The sequence below is a fragment of the Pantoea sp. SS70 genome, assembly GCF_029866845.1.
Lineage (GTDB): Bacteria > Pseudomonadota > Gammaproteobacteria > Enterobacterales > Enterobacteriaceae > Pantoea > Pantoea leporis.
On the sequence record NZ_CP117199.1, the window covers coordinates 1,989,210 to 2,008,839 of the forward strand.

Genomic DNA, 19,630 nt, shown 5'->3' on the forward strand with positions numbered 1-19,630 from the left:
CATGTCGGCAAAACTCTTAATGGTATTGGTTCCCGCGCTGCTGTCGGGTTGTGTGTCGCTCGATCCGCACTATCAGCGCCCGCAAGGCGCGGTCAGCAGCGAGATGCCGAGCGGTGAAGCCTATCGTTCATTGCAAGGCACACCAGCCAGCAACTACCGCGACCTGAGCTGGCAGGATTATGTGCTCGACGCCCAACTGCGGCAGGTGGTGGCGATGGCGCTGGATAGCAGCCGCGACTTGCGTGAAGCGGTGGCCAGCGTTAAATCCGCGCATGCGCAATACGGTGAAGAGCGCGCCAATCTGTTCCCGGCTATTAGCGCCGGCGTGAGCGGCACGCGTTCGCGCGCGTTAACAGGCGAAGGCAATCAAACCGCCATCAGCAACAGTTATTCGGCAGAAGGCAGCGTCAGTTCGTTTGAACTCGATCTGTTTGGCAAAAACCAGAGCCTGACGCGCGAGCAGTATGAAACCTATCTCGGCACGCTGCAGGGCGCACGCAGCACGCGCCTGACGGTGTTGTACAACACCGTGGATTACTGGCTGCAGCTCGCCGCCGATCGCAGCAATCTGGCGATTGCCAAGGAGACCGCCGAGAGCGCGCGACAATCGTGGCAGGTGACGCGCAAGCAGATGGAAAATGGCATCGCCTCGATGGTGGATGTCTCGTCTGCGGAAACCACCTATCAGTCCGCGCAGGCCGATGTCGCCAGCTACAGCACGCTGGTGGCGCAGGATAAAAACGCGCTGGATTTGGTGGTGGGCCGCAGCGTGCCGGATAACCTGCTGCCTGACAGCATTGAATCGATAGGTAACGCACTGCGCGAGGTGCCTGCGGGCGTCTCATCAGATGCGTTGCTGAATCGTCCTGATGTGTTGCAAGCCGAGCATAATCTCAAGTCTGCCAACGCCAGTATCGGCGCGGCGCGTGCCAACTTCTTCCCGAGCATTACGCTGACGGGCAGCGGCGGCGTCGGCAGTAGCGATCTGTCGACGCTGTTTAAAAACGGGGCGGGCATTTGGTCGTTTGCGCCGAGCATTTCGCTGCCGATTTTCCAGGGCGGCTACAACGTCTCTTACCTGAAATACACCAAAGCACAGAAGGAATATTACGTAGCGGCGTATGAGAAAGCGGTGCAAACCGCCTTCCAGGAAGTGGCGGATGCGCTGGCGCGTCGTGGCACCATCAACGATCAGCTCAGCAGTCAGCAGCGTAATGTAGCGGCATCGCAAACCTATTATCATCTGGCGGATCTGCGCTACCGCAACGGCGTTGATAGCTACCTCAATGCGTTAACCGCGCAGCGCACGCTGTACAGTGCCCGAACCAATCTGGTGAGTACGCAGCAAGCCTATTACCTGAATTTGATCACCTTCTATAAAGTGATGGGTGGCGGCACGGCGTTGAAAGAATCTGAAATAATGAGCGCGCAATAATTGCACTTTTCGTAGCGGCGCGATTTATCGCGCAATAAATTGCGCCGCTACAATGCCTGCGTGCGGGGAAGCAAGAATTGGAAACATTGTCTGGGTTTCTCACCGGAAACGCATCACGTATGATGACGGGATTAAAACGATAAATTCTTTTTCGGAGCCAATGTGAGTCACTCTGAACATGACGATTTTCTCTTACAGCGTCAGCAGCAGGTGATTTCTGCGGCGAAAGTCTGTTTTAGTCGATCCGGATTTCATGGCGCCAGCATGGCGGATATTAGCCGCGAATCTGCGTTAGGGGCAGGACAGATATATCGATACTTTAGCAGTAAAGAACTTATTGTAATGGAAACAATAAAAAGCATCGCGCAGAACTGGCGCCTGTTTTTAATACAACATTTGCCCGCACAACAATCGACTCAGGATATTATCAACGCTGATTCGCCATTCTGGCAGCATTGGCCGAGTCAGGACCGGAAATTATTACTGGAAATGTATTCTGAGGCGTCGCGTAATGAATCGGTGCGTACCATTCTGGCCCAGCAGGAGCAATTATTACTTGCTGAGTTAGCGGCTATTTTTCGCGCGCAACAACCTGATATCGATCCAACACAGCGCGCCAATCGCATTCAATTTTTATTGCTGCTGGTCGATGGCGTCGCCTGTCGCGCCTTCGTCGATAGCGACCTGGACCAACGTGAAATGCAGCGGGTGAACGGCGTTCTCAGCCAGCATCTGTTCGGCTGAATTTACACCGCCCCGTGCGGATAGACATCATTCACCACCGCATTGAAAAACGGCATAAAGCCCGACGCCATATCGCGCTGCTTCATGCAGCGGCGAATAATAATGCCGTCAATAATCAGCGACATCACATATAAGCGGGTGTGAATGGCATTGGCGTCCTGCTCGGGGTGCAGCGTCTGCTCCTGAGCAATAAAATTATTTTTAAGATCATGCCAGGCATCGAGCATGATTTGTTGGATGCGATTATTACGCGTGGCTTCAGATGACACTTCCATCAGCAGAATAATACTGTTTTCCACTGCCGCCGGCACAATATCTTCCGCTTCGTGATAATGTCCTTTCATATGCGCGATACGTTCAAAGTCGGCATTGAGTAGCGTGATCATCCGCTGCACTACATTGGTGACTAATGCCTCAATGATCGCCTCTTTGTTTTTATAGTATTTATAAATTAAACCAATACTGACGTCGGCCTGGCTGGCAATATTCTGAATCGATGTCTGGTGAAAGCCCTTCAGCCGCATGCATTGCTCGGCGGCGGCCAGGATCTGTTCGCTTCGGTTCATGATTATTACACTCGCAGAATAAAGCGGCTATTTTACGCAATTAAAGCTGTACTGGCGATGAATAAAAACATTAACCCAACCTGATTATTTCGGCGCTTTAGCATTGTTCAGTTTTTTTGATTTAAGCGAGCAGTTTTGCCTGCTGTTCATGATTTTTCAGACCTCTATGATGGTGGACAGAAAAAATCATCAAGGAATAACATCATGAACATCCTGCGCGCCCAACGCGATCAGCTGTTTGAATATGGTCCTTTTTCCATTCGCCGTCAGCGTCCCGGTGAAGCGTTTGGACCGCTGGCGATTGTCGACCAAATGACGCTGCAACTGGATGCCACTATCCCGCTGCATTCTCATCAGGATAGCGAGATTTTCAGCTACGTTTGGCGCGGTTCGCTGCTGCACAGCACCGAGCAGGGTGAAACGCACTCCCTTAACGCCAAACGCGCGCTGCTGCTGAGTGCCGGTAGCGGCATGCGCTTTGCCGAGTCTGCGCCTTTTATCGAAACCGAGATGTTGCAGGCCACCATTAATCCAGCGCAAACCGGCGGTGAGCCGCAGGTCAATACCTTTACCCGCGCGGACGGTGCGGCAGTAAACGCGTGGACGTTACTGGCAGGGCCGCACGGCAGCGAGGCGCCGCTGGCGCTGAATCAGGCGGTATACATTTATGACCTGAAACTGGAGCGCGGCAAACAGGTGGATGTGCCACAGCGTGCAGGCTTTTCCAGCTGGGTCAGCGTGCTGGACGGCATTGTGCGTATGGATAATGAACGGTTGCACAAAGGCGATTCCGTCAGCGATAACAAGGCTTTGCCAGCGTTGATGGGCGAGCGGGATGCAACGCTGATTGCGTTTCTGGTGCAGAAAAGCCTGTAGAGCCGCCATTCATGGGCACCTAACCCTTCCTCCATATAACATCGTGCTATCATCTGCGGATAAAACACCGGAGGAGGGTAATTCAATGAAAAAGAAAGAGTTCGTTACCCAGGATTTGCTGAGCAAGATCTATCAGGAAGATACCTCCGCGCCGCGCAAATTACCGCCTGAACGCCAGCTGGCCGAAGAATATGGCGTATCGCGTTTCACTATCCGCCAGGCGCTGGAGAAACTGGTGAGTATCGGCGCGGTACGTATCGTGCAGGGATCAGGTATCTGGATTAATGAAACGGTACGTAATAACCCGCTGGTTTATAATTCGATCACCGAAAAGCGCTTTGATCAGATGCATTACCGCTCACTTAGCCTGCGTAAAAGGCGCCCCGATAGTGATGAGCAACAGATATTTGCCATTAACGACAACGCATTTATCTGGGAGTTTTCCCGCCTGCGCTATGTCGATAATGTGGCGGTACAAATTGAAATATCGCGTATGCCCGCAACCTTATTTGGATATTATTAATTCAGGAATAGGGGACTTACTGACTATTCAGTCTCTGAGAGCCTAACTTCGCTTCGCTCGTTAGTCTCTATAAACTAAATTGTTAGATCAGAACTCGCGTGTTTTCGGCAGTAAAACTACCTCAAAAAACGCCGTGTTCGTTTCTCGCTTTGCTCGGTCATTTGATAGTACTGACAAAATGATTTGGGTATTCGTCTTCGTGAGTAACTACGCGTCACTTCGTTCCTTATCGGGAATCGGGCTGTTTAAGCCCTTACTGTTGGGCAGTCATGATTTATTAATTACATCTGGAGAAATTGAACCATTACGAAATAGGGAAAATAAATGTTAGATAAGATCACTGTAGGCCGATTTGCAGTACATAAAGTCGGTGAAGAAATCCAGTACTATATTGAAGGTGAAGCGTTCAATATAGTACTGGATTGGGATTCCCCAGAGAGAATCACACTCGATGTAGTAAAAGAAATCTTTGACCGAGAATCACGCGACAATGGTTTAAAGTGGAAATAATGGAATACGTAGAACTCTTAAGGATAAAAATAAATTACAAATTTACTGTATTATATAAGGTTATTTTATAATGCATCACGTGGATTAAGATTGAATTTACATTACTGAGATGTTTCTTTTTAAGAAAGCGTAAGATAATATTTTCGTGAAGGAATACACATAACCAAAGGGGATTGGATGTTAGATTTCAAATTGATCAGAATTTGGGACGCTGAGAGAGAGCTTGCACCGCAAGATTTCCAGTACATATTATCGCCATACATGGCATTTAAAGCAGCTAAGATATACTACGAATTAGACTACCAGAAATATAACGGTACTCAAAGTGGGCATGATGTCCCATTAAGAAAAAATGGTGTGAATCCCTTAACATCGAGCGAATATACTCGTAAACGTTCAGATATGTATGATCCAGTTTATGACAATACCCAGCATAACCTAGACAGTGCATGGATTATCGGCATTGGTGATATTGAACAATGGAATCATTACAAACATGCTTTCTCATTCAATGAGGATGGTGATCTTGTTTACGACTGCTTTATGGATCACTGGCATGAATGGTTTGAAATGCGAGTTCGTGAGACATATGAGAAAGTACTATTAAATCACAATGGCAGAAAGCCAAAACCCACTCAAAGATTCAATCCCAGTGATGCACCAGTGCAACATGCCCAAGCTGGAAAAACCATCAATAGCAAAGCAGCAGGTCGATTGTTAGCAGCGGGTGGTGTTTATAATGGCAACATTGAGGGCTTCAGGAAGACTGCGGAACAGTTAGGTGGTGAAGCCTTACAGGGTTATGACCAAGTACTAAACGAAACAACGGCAGGTACAGCAATAGCAGCCGCCTCAGTACTTCTAGCAAGACGCCCTACAAGCTATGAAGAAATGAGTAGCTATCTTGGAAAGCTAAGAGGCCAATCTAAATTTCTTGATGGCATTGAAATTAAAGACATCACTTACGTTAAACGAGATCCGAGTGATGTAGCAGTACTGAGAAGAGAATTTAACAGCACTGTGAGAAAAAACTTCGTCAATAAACTATCAAGTACTCAAGATGCTGCTAATACATTTAGTTCATCCGACTTACTTCGTATGAAAGAAGGGGGTGTTCCAAATGGCTGGAGTGTTCACCACAAATTACCCCTAGATGATGGTGGTACCAATGCCTTTGATAATCTAACATTGATTCAAAATGAGCCATATCATAAGGTGTTTACAAATATGCAGTCTTCAGCAACCAGGGGAATGATTGCAGGCGAAAGCCGAGTTACACCTTGGGCAGTGCCTAAAGGCTCAATTTATCCATTAAAATAATTTGAAAGGAATTAAATAATGAAAACCAGTGATATTCTAATCGAATTGCAAGACATGATGGATAAATGGGGCAACCCAGTAGAAGCACCAATTAATGAAGCATTTGTAGATAGTATTACGAAGCGTAAACCTGATTCGCTCGCTACTCCAATGCTTAAAAAACTGGGTGACGAGCTTTGTTTTCTCTTAGTAAATCAACCTGACTATTTTACTTTCCTGAAAACTATGGATGGTTTCGAATACAATGGACTGATTCTTTATAGTCTTTCAGTACCTGAACCTTTGGACAAAAACCTATTTGTCATGAATGATTTCTACAGGGATAACGATGATTTCATTAATCCTGATTTGGCTCAAAGGTTGGTCATAGGCAACGATAGTATTTCACTATTCACATATGATAACAAAACTAACTTGTTCGAGATTAGAGATAATGCCGCAACAGAGAACGTATTTGGTGTATTCGACAACTTCAATGAATTTCTAATTGAAGTTGTTGGCACAGTGAAATAATTACTAAGCTTGCCCCATGATGGGGCAAGTTGGTGCATAAGTAATTATCATCTTTTGTAAAACTCAGGGTTAGACGATTCTATCTTTGAATCCTTTATTTTACTCCATACAAAAGCTGGAACAATTATAGAAAAAATTGTATACGTTATAATTAATAAGAAACTGTCACTTTCACTCTTAAGTGTCGAAACGATGAAGGACAAAGTAAATATGAAAATTACGATCCAAAGCAAGCAAATTATTTTTGCAATATATGAGTTTATTTTGCTTACAGAAGGTTTAAGGATGTTTATTTTTGCAGTTATTTTGTATAAGTCACCAGATATGTAGTATTCAAGTTTATCTAAGTTCTTTTCCCAATTTTCCTGCCAGAATTTACTTCCTCGGTTTGCACAAAAAAAAGCCAAACCCAAAATGAAACCAACTATGGATAGAGCCGGACTTAAAACCTGAACGTAATGGTTTTCAGAATTAAGTGAGAATCCTATCAAACCGGATAGGGCCGTCATAAAAAGCCAGAAATAATTTGCTCTTTTCCAGTAAAGTTCAATTTCAAATTTACGAATATCATGTGCTTTAGCATAAGCTTCTTTTATTTTTAAATAATCGATTGACTCATTCAATTTACCATCTTTGAAACTCGCAAGAATTGCATCAGTTTTAATATCTTTATCAAGTAATAAAGTTAAATACTCTGTGTCTTTTTCTCTGACTTTAATAAAATCTTCCATGTTGGAGTTCCAATCAGTGATAATTAGATGTACTATACACCAAATCGCCCAGAACCGTCATTATCGGAATTGTTCTGCAAACTTTTCGTGGTTCGGGGCTTTTTTTATTGTAATTTAAAGAAATGGTCGAATCTTTGCACTTTGAATTTATTATACGCCCTGTCTAAATTTGCTAAGGCCAAAAGGTAATCGTCGTAATTACTTTTGATCACTTTAAAGTGATTATCAAAATCAACCCAACCAACATAATGTATTTGATAAAGACATGAATCACAAGATGCATAGAAATGTGCGGCAGATGAATGCATATCAATTAAATTATTTGTTACATCCAAAATGTCACCTGGATTTGAAACTTTTATAGCCCAACGCTCAAGGCAAATCAGGTCATTAATCAAGTTTTGAATTAATGTTACAGTGTTTTTATGCTTTAACTGATTTTCAGCATATTCGAAATGTGCGTTTTTAAGAGGTGCTGAACGAGTTTGTTTTATATCATCAAATAATGAAAAGCTTGAATGTATTATATTAACTTCATTTATTGTCTTTATATTGTGTTCATCAATAGAAGCTAATATCTCTTCTGCTTTATCGAAGCCTTTAGTATGAGACCTTTGTGAAAACCAACTTCTCGCATTCCATGCAGCATATACAGCAGCACCCGCCATTACCCAATCAGCAATCGTACCTGTTAAGTCATACCAAGCCATTACATCACCTTAGCAGAAGCAAGTTCATCACGAAGTGCTTGTCTGAAATTTTGAATTTCAATAAGAACTCTAACCGCAGCAGCACAACAAAATGTCAAATGGTTATCCTCATATGAAGGAGACGAAGTATCTTTTTGCTGGCGGTGAAAATCAAAATCTTTTTCTTCTAATTTCATTAAGGCATCAGTTAATTTATTCAAATAATCGTGTAATTTATCTTCCAGGAATATTGAATAGCTAACATAGAACTTACTTAACTCCTTTGTAATTAGTTCTCTTGAAGCTAACATGACTGATGTTCCAGTTTCTTGTGTTGTATGCACTGAAAAATTGCTTGGCTGACTTAGGATTTGAAGAAAACTAAGCATTTCATTTAATACTTTCTTTTTTTCGTTATATTCCTGCTCTTTTATTTTAAGAGTGGTTTGGTGTGCCATTTCCTTAAGTTTACTTTTATTACTATTCTTCTGAATTAATACAGTGGCTCCAGTACTAATTACAGTGGCTGCTAAAGTTGATAATACAGCTATATTTTTATCTAAAAACTGAAAGATATCCATGAAATCCCTCTCAAGTAGAAATGATAATAATACTTTATACATGAACTGCTTAGAAAGGCAACTCCCTCTCTAAAAGATCCAGAACAAAAATAAATACCCATATAACAACTACATGGGGTATTCAAAATGATTGTCTACTTAAACTTCACCAAAGGCACTACAACCATTACAGATGGGCATGAGACAGGCTATGAGCATTCCCGTAGTCATGTTCTGTTATCGGTTCGGATAGTGGTTACGGATGGGTATAGCCTGTTGATAGATGTCTACTCAATCACTGCCAAGTATAAATACATTACAGTTCGTTACCAACGTGGCTACAGCATAGGCCGTAGTAATTACCATTGGAATTCCATTGACCAGTACAGGGGTAGTGAGAGAGTAAACCTTGATATGCTACAAAATATGATCATTGAGCTAATCAATGACAGTTCCATAGATGGACAGCCAATAGAGTACTGGCGACTTTATCAACTCACAGAAGGATTTAGAGACAATGATTAGTCATATACACCATACCAATGATCAACGTGCTATTGCAGCAAAGGAATCAACCCGCATCACCATTAAGCCAGTAGGAAATGATTTAGAGTTCCACTATCACTATGACCGCCGTGTCATTGAAGTATAGGATAGCTCGGGCCAAATACGTGTACGTATTGGTTACGAACATCTGCCTTTCAACTTAGAGTGATTGTATTCAATCATCTAATCAACCCTGCTACTCACCTGTCTGTACTCATCATGTAATGACAGGGCAGGTGAGCACCTTAGATGGCTCGATTCATTAATAATATGCCATTACTATCAACCATTTACGCATAATCAATTCATTTGCGATCATTTCACATGGAATCATTCAAAAAGCAATGGTTCCTCCCCGGTATGGCCCCCAGTGCGAGCTTTCGACACCGATTAATTTTAAATATATTTGATTTAAATAAATCAAAAACAACACTCAAATGATTTAACTCAATCATTTTGATCAGTACTATAAAAGGAATAAATCATAATGGCTAAACTAACAATAAGCTATTCAGAACTCAGTAAACAATATGGTTATGACGTTTCAGTAATTTCGCGTACATGGGTAGCCGAAGGACTGGACTGTACAAAGTTTAAGGAAGAAATCTATAAATGAATTCGTGACAACATCATTAATAAATTACGTAATGGTGATATTAAAGATCAGATGGATCGTGAACGTTTCGCAAAACTATCTGCTGAAAAAGAACTTGCAGAAATCGAATTAGCAGAAAAACGTGAAACAGTTATCAGTACCATCTATGTAGAACACATTCTTACTCAATATCTTTTCCAGATAAAGAAAAACTCAAGAACTATTCCTAATAAAGTTTACCTTGAATTATTTGCACAGGAAGATGCAAAAGATTTACGTGACATATTACGTACTGCAATAGATCAACAATTATACGATTTGGGTGAAATGGAATTTACCCTACCTGAAGATATGGAAATCTTAGAAGATGAATTACAACCAGAAGAAACTAACGACGATACTACAGAAAGCACAGAAGACGATTCAACCTTCGAAGATTCAGAAAACGAGTGAATGGCTAAAGTCTCCAGATGCTCCAGTACGTTGGGTAGATGGGCCAAGTATGGGCCTACCATGGGTTCCATTTAATTTTCAATGTGAGCCTATCGACATGGCTCAACTTAGAAGTACTAAGAAAATAATTTTGATGTCATGTAGTCAGTTGCTCAAGACGACAGTACTACAATCAATCAGCTTTGGGATCATGGCTAATGATCCTGCTAACTTTGCATTTGCATCCAGTTCAGCAACCGAAAAACTACATCATTTTACCGATCCTAGACTACTTTGGTATTGTGTTATTCTCATTCCCACTAAGCGATATAATCAGAATTATTATTCTTCTGGTTAGCGGTAACTAATATAATTTCCATTAAGAAGGTCATCAATCTATAACACCAATTATTCCTTACAAAACCATAAAATGCATTATGAGGTAGTTGATTTTTATAGCTTCAGTAGTTTAATGAGGTTTTTGAGAGGGATGCTATGAAAAAGATTTTAGTGGTTTTAGTTTCAGTGATGCTTCTGGCGTTTTTAGTCATCGTTTATTATCGTCATTTTCCTGGGCAGTTTACTAGTACTAAGAGTACTGATTGGATCAGTGCTAGTGCTAATATCATTATGGCGAGTGCTGCAATCACCGGTTTGATGGTTGCAAGAGATTGGAAATCAGAACTCGCAAAGCATAAATCTTTTGAGTTATCTATAAAATTTATGATAGATGATCTTCATCACTTATTCTTTTCACTGAAGTATAGGATTTTCTATAGTCTTCTTAGTAGCCAAATTTCTAACATAGTTTGCACTGATAAACTTCAAGTTAAACATTTTGAGCAGTTGTATTCAGTGTACTGGTTAGCGATGAAAAACCATAATGAAATTGATGCATCATTTAGTAATGTGAAAAGATCAATGTATAGTTTGTATATACTGAATATAAAGTTTAACGGAAAGTATGATGATATTTTTAGAGAGATTGAGAAAACGGTTCAACAATTTCTAGCTAAATCATCGTTCTGTCTTGGAATCATAAGTTCTATCTATCTTCCACAATTAGATGTTGAAGTACAAAATCATGATTTTAAGGATTTTGATATTAATAGGATACATATTACACAATTAGAAAACATTGCATCAGAAATGGAAAAAGTTAATTTTTTACGTCTTCGTCTAACTAATCTTGTATCAAAAATGGAAGAAGATAGACCAACCATTTTCGATATTTTCAAGTTTAATAAAAACAAATAAGCCCACAATGTGGGCTTTTTTTATTCCCAATTCTTACTTGTGGCGAACCCGTTCACGTTCATATGGTCTGTATAGGTTGCTTTGTGAACCGTTTCACCTGTAGCAATATCAACTATGTCATATGAGTAAATTTCAGTTTGTCCCAAATGACCTTTTTCTCTTCTAGCCGTCTGAACATACTGATATAGCTCACGAGGGTATAGTTTTTCGAAATCTTCTGTAGTCATCACTTTCTCCTTGTTGTGAAGCTCATATATTACATGCAGTTGCAATACAATGTTAAGAAAAATCACAGTGTAGCATTTTTGGTATAACAAGGATCAAGCGATAACAGTGTGTATCTTTTGTGACAACACTTGAGTATGCCACGACTGAAAGTTTAAAAGGTGTGAATGAACTTTATTTTGAGAGTGATAAATTAATAAAAAGCATTTTTCTCCGATTCAAAGCTTTGCGTGAAGGTAATCATGACTTGAACGAGGTTTTCAGATTTGATTAATGTAAACACCCGCATATTACCTATTCGGGTGTAGTACTTCCCACAATCTCACTTGCTGATGTGTGGGAAGCACGCGCTGCGTTGTCGGCATCTGGCGGAAAATACACTCTTCTACTGCGAGGTTGAACCAGGGATCGTGTGAATCAGAAATGAGTAATCGTAGGGTGGACATGATTTTTTCGGTTCCGTGAGAAAGGGCAAACCGGGACAGAGTACGCTGAAGCAGATCGAAAGGTAAGAAACAGCAGCGCATACCATTTCAATAATAAAAATGAATTAACTTCTAGACGACTGGTCTATTAGCTGTTACTTTGAATTCAAGCGCTAGACGACTGGTCTAGTTTAGAAGTTTAAACCCAGCAAGCAGGAGATGGATGATGAAGATTCTTATGGTTCTAACCTCACACGACCAATTGGGTAACACCGGCCGCAAAACCGGTTTCTGGCTGGAGGAGCTGGCCGCGCCTTACTACGCCTTCAAAGATGCTGGCGCAGAAATCACGCTGGCGTCACCGAAAGGCGGCAATCCGCCGTTAGATCCTAAAAGCAATGAGCCCGATTTCCAGACTGAGCAAACGCATCGCTTTGAAGCTGACGCAGCAGCAACCGCGCAACTCGCCGCCACCGTGCGTCTGGACAGCGTATCGCCAGCCGATTTCGACGCGGTGTTTTACCCAGGCGGTCACGGTCCGCTGTGGGATCTAGCAGAAGATCAGCACTCTATCGCACTGATTGAAGGCTTCCTGGCCGCCAATAAGCACGTTGCGCTGGTGTGTCATGCGCCGGGCGTGCTGCGCCACGTCAAAACCCCGCAAGGAAACCCGCTGGTAGCAGGCCGTAAAGTCACCGGTTTTACCAACAGCGAAGAGGAAGCGGTCGGCCTGACTCAGGTGGTGCCTTTCCTGGTGGAAGACGAGCTGGTTGCGAAGGGCGGTCTGTATTCGAAAGGCGCGGACTGGAGTTCCTATGTCGTCAGCGATGGTTTGCTGATTACCGGACAAAACCCAACGTCTTCAGCAGAGACGGCGCAACAGTTGATCAAGCAACTGGCGCAATAAACGCATCGGGAGGCGAACCGCTGTCCGCCTCCCTTATCGCAGCAGTAAACGCATGCTTAGCGCCTAGACGACTGGTCTAGTATTTGGTAACCTAACGCTATGACGACTACATCCCAATTGCATAGCAATGAAATCCGCGATCACATCCTTGCCACTGGCCAACGCATTATGGCCGGCAAGGGTTTTTCGGCTGTCGGATTAAATGAAATCCTCACCGATGCCGGTGTGCCAAAAGGCTCGTTCTACCACTACTTCAGCTCGAAAGAGGCTTTTGGCGTGGATATGCTGGCGCGCTATTTCGATGATTATCTGGCTGAGCTAGACGCGACGTTGAGCCAGCCGGGCCTGACGATGGCGCAGCGGCTGATGAATTACTGGCAGCTGTGGCGTGAATCGCAATCGTTCTCCGATTGTCAGGGCAAGTGTCTGGCGGTGAAGCTGGGCGCGGAAGTTGCCGATCTCTCGGATAGCATGCGCGGCACGCTACAGACCGGCACGGCCGGCATTATCGCGCGACTGGCGGATGCGTTAGAAGCGGGTGTTGAGGAAGGTTCGCTGTCTATCGATGACAAACCTATGCGTGTAGCGGAAAGTTTGTATCAGCTGTGGGTGGGCGCCAGCTTGATGGTGAAAATCGTGCGCAATACCGGCCCGTTTGATTCCGCCATGAGCATGACGCAAAAAATCATTCGTATCACCGATGAGTAAAAAGGGCGACTCAACAGAGCCGCCTTTTATTTTGTTGGGTCGCTATTTAGCGACCTCAAATCACAAAACCGATTTCGCCGTGTTAACCACGTTCTCAACGGTAAAACCAAACTCTTTGAACAGCTGATCCGCAGGCGCTGACTCACCGAAGGTGGTCATGCCGACGATCGCGCCGTTCAGGCCGGTGTATTTGAACCAGTAATCCGCGATACCCGCTTCAATCGCCACGCGTGCGGCAACCGCTTTTGGCAGCACGGATTCACGGTACGCCGCGTCCTGCTTGTCGAAGGCGTCGGTGGATGGCATAGACACCACGCGCACCTTGCGGCCTTCCGCCGTCAGCTGATCAAACGCCGCCACCGCCAGTTCCACTTCTGAACCGGTAGCGATCAGGATCAGCTCTGGCGTACCTTCGCTGTCCTTCAGCACGTAACCGCCGCGCGCCACGTTAGCCAACTGCTCAGCGCTACGATCCTGCTGCGCCAGGTTCTGACGCGAGAAGATCAGCGCCGACGGGCCGTCCACGCGTTCAATCGCGTACTTCCACGCCACCGCTGACTCAACCTGGTCGCACGGGCGCCACAGGCTCATGTTTGGCGTCACGCGCAGGCTGGCCATCTGCTCAACCGGCTGGTGCGTAGGGCCATCTTCGCCCAGACCAATCGAGTCGTGGGTGTAAACCATGATCTGACGGATTTTCATCAGCGCGGCCATACGTGCGGCGTTGCGCGCGTACTCGACGAACATCAGGAAGGTGGCGGTGTAAGGCATGAAGCCGCCGTGCAGCGCGATACCGTTGGCGATGGCGGTCATACCGAACTCGCGCACGCCGTAATGGATGTAGTTGCCCGCCGCATCTTCGTTGATTGGCTTCGAGCCGGACCACATGGTGAGGTTGCTCGGCGCGAGGTCAGCGGAGCCGCCCAGATATTCCGGCAGGATTTTGCCGAAGGCTTCGATGGCGTTCTGCGAGGCTTTACGGCTGGCAATTTTCGCCGGACTGGCCTGCAGCTGCTCGATGAACTTCTGCGACTCGCTGGCCCAGTTCGCCGGCAGCTCATTGTTCACGCGACGTTTGAACTCGGCAGCCAGCTCCGGATGCGCGGCGGCGTAGGCGGCAAACTTCTGGTCCCATGCGGACTCTTTCGCCTGGCCGGCTTCTTTGGCATCCCACTGCGCGTAGATGTCTGAAGGGATTTCAAACGGACCGTGGTTCCAGCCGAGCTGCTTGCGGGTCAGCGCGATTTCATCGGCACCCAGCGGCGCGCCGTGCGAGTCGTGCGTACCGGCTTTGTTCGGCGAACCAAAACCGATAACGGTTTTGCACATCAGCAGTGAAGGCTTGTCGGAAACCGCTTTGGCTTCTTCCACCGCTTTTTTAATCGCGTCGGCATCGTGACCGTCCACGCCGCGCACCACGTGCCAGCCGTAGGCTTCAAAACGTTTGGCGGTGTCGTCGGTGAACCAGCCGTCAACGTGACCGTCGATGGAGATGCCGTTGTCATCGTAGAAGGCAACCAGTTTGCCCAGCTTCAGCGTACCGGCGATGGAGCAGACTTCGTGTGAGATGCCTTCCATCATGCAGCCGTCGCCCATAAACACGTAGGTGTTATGGTCTACGATGTCATGTCCCGGACGGTTGAACTGCGCCGCCAGCGTGCGCTCGGCAATGGCAAAACCCACTGCGTTAGCGATGCCCTGACCCAGCGGGCCGGTGGTGGTTTCAACGCCGGGTGTGTAGCCGTATTCGGGATGCCCCGGCGTTTTGGAGTGCAGCTGACGAAAATTTTTTAATTCACTGAGCGGCAAATCGTAACCGCTCAGGTGCAACAGGCTGTAAATCAGCATTGAGCCGTGACCGTTCGATAAAACGAAGCGGTCGCGGTTAGCCCAGTGAGGATTGCGTGGATTGTGCTGCAAAAAGTCGAGCCACAACACTTCAGCGATATCCGCCATGCCCAGCGGGGCGCCCGGATGTCCCGAATTGGCTTGTTGTACGCCATCCATACTCAAAGCGCGGATGGCGTTGGCTCTTTCCCGGCGTGTAGACATAAGGTTCTCCAGAGGTGCGACGTCGGCGCTTATTTAGCGTGGGATACTTGTTCGTAGTAACCGATCTTGTCTACTTTGGCGGTTGAGCCGCCACCTTCAAATTCCGATGCCAGCCAGGCATTCACGATGTTCTTCGCCAGCTCAGGCCCGATGACGCGCGCGCCCATGGTCATGATCTGCGCGTTGTTGCTCTTGCGAGCACGCTCAGCAGAGAAGGTGTCATGACACTGCGCCGCACGCACGCCTTCCACCTTGTTGGCGACAATCGCCACGCCGATGCCGGTGCCGCACAGCAGAATGCCGCGCTCAAATTCGTTCTTCTGGATAGCGGTGGCGAGCGCAAATGCCACATCCGGATACATCGGACGGTCGTTTTGCGCGTCATTGGTGTAATCCGTCACCACATACTCTTTCTCTTCCAGCAGCTTTTTAATCACATTTTTCAATTCGATAGCCGCATCATCGGCGCCAATTGCGATAGTTTTCATCGTCGTTCTCCAGCAGGGTGTGCAATGACGCCTGCACGTTTGTTCAGCAGGCGAGAAGATGTTCATAGTTAGCCTGCCACAAAATCAATCATATGTTCAATGGTTGTTCATATGAATTGCCATCAGGATCGCGCCTGAATATCTCATAGAACCCTTTGAAATCGCCTGTGCGCCGGCAAATGGGCGTAGTAATCCGATAAGTTGACCAAAATCAAATCTTATGCGGCTGCTCACACTTTCACGCGTTGCAGTTGAGAGATGCACAATTATCCGTGTAGTGTTCATATGTTCGCATGGCTATACCAATGTACAAGAAGACCCATCGAGGACTCGAACATGTGTCATTTACGCCGTACCTCTCAGTACTCCTGCAGCCAGCGCCTGTTTGGCGATTGGTCAACACCACATCAAGAAATGATCACTCACGCACGTCGTGGAGGTGCGTTATGAACCAACCATCAATGACAGCGGTGGAACAATCCACCATCAGAAAAATCTCCTGGCGCTTAGTGCCGTTCGTGGCGCTGATGTTCTTTATCAACTTCCTTGATCGCACCGCGATTTCGTTTGCCGGCCCCAACGGCATGACGCAAGACCTCGGCCTCACCGCGCTGCAGTTTGGCCTGGCATCGGGCATCTTCTTTATTGGCTACATTCTGCTGGAAGTGCCAAGCAACCTGGCGCTGCATAAGTTCGGCGCGCGTCGCTGGCTGGCGCGCATCATGATCAGCTGGGGCATTGTCTCGCTGCTGTTTACCTGGGTGAGCAGTGTGGAAGGCTTGTATACGCTGCGTCTGCTGCTGGGTATCGCTGAAGCCGGCTTCTTCCCAGGCGCGATTCTCTACCTCAGCATGTGGGTGCCGGGACGTCATCGCAGCAAAATCCTGTCGCTGTTCTATCTTGCCCAGCCGCTGACGGTGGTGTTCGGTGCGCCATTAGCCGCGTCCCTGATTCAGCAGCACGGCCTGTTTGGCATGGAAGGCTGGCGCGTGATGTTTATGGGCGTATCGATTCCCGCGATTCTGATTGGTATCGTCGCGCTGTTCTGGTTGGTGGATTCGCCGCGTCAGGCCAAGTGGCTGACCGCCGAAGAGAAAACCTGGCTGACCACCGAACTGGAAGCCGAGCATCAACAGAAGCAGGGCCATCAAAAACACAGCCTGCGCTCGGTGATGGGCAACGGCCGCGTCTGGATGCTGTGCCTGATTTACTTCGGCTTTATTTATGGCCTGTATGCGCTGGCGTTCTTCCTGCCAACCATTATCGCGGGCTTCCAGCAGCAGTTCGGCACCACTTTTAACGTGATGCAGAAAGGGCTGATTACCGGCGTGCCGTACCTGATCGCGGCGGTGGTGATGTTCTTCTGGTCGAAAGATGCCACGCGTCGCGGTTGCAAAACCTGGCATATCGCCATTCCAGCGCTGGCAGGCGGCATCAGCGTGCCGCTGGCGCTGTATATGGATTCGCCGTTCACCACCATTATGGTGATTGCGATCACCGCCAGCTCCATCTTCGCTGCACTGCCGAATTTCTGGACCTTACCCACGCAGTTCCTGACCGGCGCGTCTGCCGCCGCAGCCATTGCTTTGATCAATACCTTAGGAAACGTAGCGGGCTTCTCCGCGGGCTACATCACCGGCGCGCTGCATGACGCCACCAACAGCTACGCCTTGCCGATGTTTGTAGTGGGTGGATTCATGCTGCTGTCCGCGTTCCTCATGCTGTTACTTAATCGCCGTCGCTCGCCGTCTCAGCCGACCTCTTTAGCTCAGGAGCATTAATATGACGTACCTGTTTAACCAACCTTCAGCCTTTGCCGCTGAGCTTATCGAAGGCTTTGTCGCCGCCAACGCCGATAAAGTCCGTCAGGTCGCCGGAGGCGTGGTGCGCAGCACCCGCAGCCAGCCGAATACGGTGGCGGTGATTGTGGGCGGCGGGTCCGGTCACTATCCGGCGTTCGCCGGGTTGGTTGGACAAGGTCTGGCACACGGCGCGGCGATGGGTAACTTATTCGCTTCGCCATCAGCGCAGCAGATCTACAACGTAGCGCGTGCGGCCCATAACGGCGCGGGCGTGTTGCTGATGTTCGGTAACTACGCCGGGGATGTGCTGCACTTTGGCCAGGCGTGCGAGCGTCTGCGGGCGGAAGGCATCGCCTGTGAAGTGCTGGCGGTGACCGACGATATCTCCAGCGCGGGTAAAGATGAACTGGAGAAGCGTCGCGGTGTGGCTGGCGATCTGTGTGTGTTCAAAGCCGCCTGCGCCGCGGCTGAAGCGGGTCACGATTTATCGCAGGTTCTGCAGCTGGCACAGCACGCGAATCAACGCACGCGTACCTTTGGCGTGGCGTTTTCCGGTTGCAGCCTGCCGGGCGCTTCGCATCCGCTGTTCGAAGTGGAAAAAGGGCGCATGGCGCTGGGACTGGGCATTCACGGCGAGCCGGGGATCAAAGAGACCGACATGCCGAGTGCGGATGAGCTGGCCGAGATCTTCGTGGAGCGCTTGCTCAATGAATTGCCAGCCGACATCCCGCAGGCCGAAGGTCAGCGCGTGGCGGTGATCCTCAACGGTCTGGGCTCGGTGAAATATGAAGAGCTGTTTGTTGTCTATCGTCGCGTCGCGCAACTGCTGGAGGCCGCCAACCTGCAGGTGGTTGAGCCGGACGTCGGCGAGTTTGTCACCAGCTTCAATATGGCCGGTGCGTCACTGACGCTGATGTGGCTGGACGATCAGCTGGAAACCTTGTGGCGCGCGCCGACTAATACGCCAGCGTACCGCAAAGGCAGCGTATTGGTGGCCGAACCGTTAAGCGCCGCTGAGCGCGTTGAAAGCACGGAAGAAGCCTTGCCAGCAGCCACCGCGGAATCGCAAGAGAGCGCGAAACGCGTACTTCAGTTACTCGAATCCGTGGCGGGAATGTTACAGCGTAACGCTGAACGCCTTGGCGATATCGATGCGGTGGCCGGTGACGGCGATCACGGTATCGGCATGGAGCGCGGCGTGCTGGGCGCGGTTGAGAAAGCGCGTGAAGTCGCTGCGCGCGGTGCCGGGGCGGGCAGCTTGCTGTGCCGCGCGGCGGATGCCTGGGCCGACAAAGCCGGTGGCACGTCCGGCGCGTTGTGGGGCGTGGCGCTCACTGCATTGGGTACCGCGCTTGGCGATCGTCAGACACCAGATGCACAGCGTGTGGCCACCGGCGTACGTGAAGCAAAAGAAGGCATTATGCACTTTGGTAAAGCGCGCGTTGGCGATAAAACCATGGTAGATGTGCTGGTGCCGTTCAGCGACAGCCTGAATGAGGCGGTTGCCGCCGGTGCGTCGTTAACGGACGCCTGGCTGAAGGCGGCGCAGGTGGCTGATAAAGCTGCGCAGGACACCGCGCAGCTGGTGCCCAAAATGGGGCGTGCGCGTCCGCTGGCAGAAAAAAGCGTTGGCACGCCGGATGCCGGAGCCATTTCGCTGGCATTGATCGTCAATACCGTCGGCGATCTGCTAAAAGAACACAGTGCCTCTGAACAAGGAGCTTGA

Annotated in this window: 19 protein-coding genes and 2 pseudogenes; 13 read left to right on the forward strand and 8 right to left on the reverse strand. The window is 47.8% G+C overall.

All coding sequences use genetic code 11. From position 1 onward, the window contains the following. Nucleotide 1: 1 nt before the first annotated feature. Together PO881_RS09260 and PO881_RS09265 are read left to right on the forward strand one after the other, a co-directional pair. Entirely contained in the window at nucleotides 2-1,435 is a 1,434-nt protein-coding gene (locus tag PO881_RS09260) for an efflux transporter outer membrane subunit (RefSeq protein WP_280172808.1), read from the forward strand. A 162-nt stretch (nucleotides 1,436-1,597) separates the two neighbouring features. Continuing rightward, nucleotides 1,598-2,179, forward strand: coding sequence for a TetR/AcrR family transcriptional regulator (locus tag PO881_RS09265; protein WP_222182904.1), 582 nt, complete (start codon nucleotides 1,598-1,600; stop codon nucleotides 2,177-2,179). Nucleotides 2,180-2,181: 2 nt separating this feature from the next. On the opposite strand, the gene PO881_RS09270 is transcribed toward PO881_RS09265, so the two are convergent. Then, the gene (locus PO881_RS09270) at nucleotides 2,182-2,745 is read right to left on the reverse strand and encodes a TetR/AcrR family transcriptional regulator (RefSeq protein WP_217546678.1); all 564 of its coding nucleotides are present in this window, start codon (nucleotides 2,743-2,745) and stop codon (nucleotides 2,182-2,184) included. Nucleotides 2,746-2,949: 204 nt separating this feature from the next. On the opposite strand from PO881_RS09270, the gene PO881_RS09275 reads away from it, so the two are divergent. The 5 genes and pseudogenes from PO881_RS09275 (at nucleotide 2,950) to PO881_RS09295 (ending at nucleotide 6,487) form a co-directional block, all read left to right on the forward strand. Beyond that, complete coding sequence (locus tag PO881_RS09275; RefSeq protein WP_280172809.1) at nucleotides 2,950-3,621, forward strand: pirin family protein; 672 nt, start codon at nucleotides 2,950-2,952, stop codon at nucleotides 3,619-3,621. A gap of 85 nt (nucleotides 3,622-3,706) precedes the next feature. Continuing rightward, nucleotides 3,707-4,219, forward strand: a pseudogene (locus PO881_RS09280) (GntR family transcriptional regulator); the annotation flags it as partial. A 249-nt stretch (nucleotides 4,220-4,468) separates the two neighbouring features. After that, nucleotides 4,469-4,654, forward strand: coding sequence for a hypothetical protein (locus tag PO881_RS09285; RefSeq protein WP_280172810.1), 186 nt, complete (start codon nucleotides 4,469-4,471; stop codon nucleotides 4,652-4,654). Between the two features lie 177 nt (nucleotides 4,655-4,831). Then, entirely contained in the window at nucleotides 4,832-5,974 is a 1,143-nt protein-coding gene (locus PO881_RS24100; RefSeq protein ID WP_348273500.1) for an HNH endonuclease signature motif containing protein, read from the forward strand. Between the two features lie 18 nt (nucleotides 5,975-5,992). Continuing rightward, nucleotides 5,993-6,487, forward strand: coding sequence for a YrhA family protein (locus PO881_RS09295; protein ID WP_280172811.1), 495 nt, complete (start codon nucleotides 5,993-5,995; stop codon nucleotides 6,485-6,487). A 47-nt stretch (nucleotides 6,488-6,534) separates the two neighbouring features. On the opposite strand, the gene PO881_RS09300 is transcribed toward PO881_RS09295, so the two are convergent. The 3 genes from PO881_RS09300 to PO881_RS09310 form a co-directional block, all read right to left on the reverse strand. Then, nucleotides 6,535-7,218, reverse strand: a complete 684-nt coding sequence (locus tag PO881_RS09300; RefSeq protein ID WP_280172812.1) for a hypothetical protein — start codon at nucleotides 7,216-7,218, stop codon at nucleotides 6,535-6,537. 104 nt (nucleotides 7,219-7,322) lie between these two features. Further along, nucleotides 7,323-7,928, reverse strand: a complete 606-nt coding sequence (locus PO881_RS09305; protein WP_280172813.1) for a hypothetical protein — start codon at nucleotides 7,926-7,928, stop codon at nucleotides 7,323-7,325. Continuing rightward, nucleotides 7,928-8,488, reverse strand: a complete 561-nt coding sequence (locus tag PO881_RS09310; protein WP_280172814.1) for a hypothetical protein — start codon at nucleotides 8,486-8,488, stop codon at nucleotides 7,928-7,930. Before PO881_RS09310 ends, PO881_RS09305 begins: the two co-directional genes overlap by 1 nt. 1,192 nt (nucleotides 8,489-9,680) lie before the next feature. Here PO881_RS09310 and PO881_RS09315 point away from each other — a divergent pair. Next, entirely contained in the window at nucleotides 9,681-10,061 is a 381-nt protein-coding gene (locus PO881_RS09315; protein ID WP_280172815.1) for a hypothetical protein, read from the forward strand. 474 nt (nucleotides 10,062-10,535) lie between these two features. Continuing rightward, the gene (locus PO881_RS09320; RefSeq protein ID WP_280172816.1) at nucleotides 10,536-11,297 is read left to right on the forward strand and encodes a hypothetical protein; all 762 of its coding nucleotides are present in this window, start codon (nucleotides 10,536-10,538) and stop codon (nucleotides 11,295-11,297) included. Between the two features lie 20 nt (nucleotides 11,298-11,317). On the opposite strand, the gene PO881_RS09325 is transcribed toward PO881_RS09320, so the two are convergent. Further along, entirely contained in the window at nucleotides 11,318-11,524 is a 207-nt protein-coding gene (locus tag PO881_RS09325; protein WP_280172817.1) for a hypothetical protein, read from the reverse strand. A gap of 339 nt (nucleotides 11,525-11,863) precedes the next feature. Continuing rightward, nucleotides 11,864-11,968: pseudogene (lplA, locus tag PO881_RS09330) on the reverse strand (lipoate--protein ligase LplA); the annotation flags it as partial. Between the two features lie 205 nt (nucleotides 11,969-12,173). Between lplA and PO881_RS09335 the strand changes: the two are divergent. After that, a complete protein-coding gene (locus PO881_RS09335; protein ID WP_192411975.1) occupies nucleotides 12,174-12,854 on the forward strand; it encodes a type 1 glutamine amidotransferase domain-containing protein in 681 nt (226 codons plus the stop codon). Nucleotides 12,855-12,953: 99 nt separating this feature from the next. Next, nucleotides 12,954-13,562, forward strand: a complete 609-nt coding sequence (locus PO881_RS09340; protein ID WP_280172818.1) for a TetR/AcrR family transcriptional regulator — start codon at nucleotides 12,954-12,956, stop codon at nucleotides 13,560-13,562. Between the two features lie 60 nt (nucleotides 13,563-13,622). On the opposite strand, the gene tkt is transcribed toward PO881_RS09340, so the two are convergent. Together tkt and PO881_RS09350 are read right to left on the reverse strand one after the other, a co-directional pair. Further along, entirely contained in the window at nucleotides 13,623-15,614 is a 1,992-nt protein-coding gene (gene tkt, locus PO881_RS09345; RefSeq protein ID WP_280172819.1) for a transketolase, read from the reverse strand. 29 nt (nucleotides 15,615-15,643) lie between these two features. Beyond that, on the reverse strand, nucleotides 15,644-16,102 hold the full coding sequence (locus PO881_RS09350; RefSeq protein ID WP_101764432.1) for an RpiB/LacA/LacB family sugar-phosphate isomerase: 459 nt from the start codon (nucleotides 16,100-16,102) through the stop codon (nucleotides 15,644-15,646). Nucleotides 16,103-16,548: 446 nt separating this feature from the next. On the opposite strand from PO881_RS09350, the gene PO881_RS09355 reads away from it, so the two are divergent. Both PO881_RS09355 and PO881_RS09360 read left to right on the forward strand, forming a co-directional pair. Continuing rightward, the gene (locus PO881_RS09355; protein ID WP_101764431.1) at nucleotides 16,549-17,883 is read left to right on the forward strand and encodes an MFS transporter; all 1,335 of its coding nucleotides are present in this window, start codon (nucleotides 16,549-16,551) and stop codon (nucleotides 17,881-17,883) included. 1 nt (nucleotide 17,884) lies between these two features. Next, the gene (locus PO881_RS09360; RefSeq protein WP_280172820.1) at nucleotides 17,885-19,630 is read left to right on the forward strand and encodes a dihydroxyacetone kinase family protein; all 1,746 of its coding nucleotides are present in this window, start codon (nucleotides 17,885-17,887) and stop codon (nucleotides 19,628-19,630) included.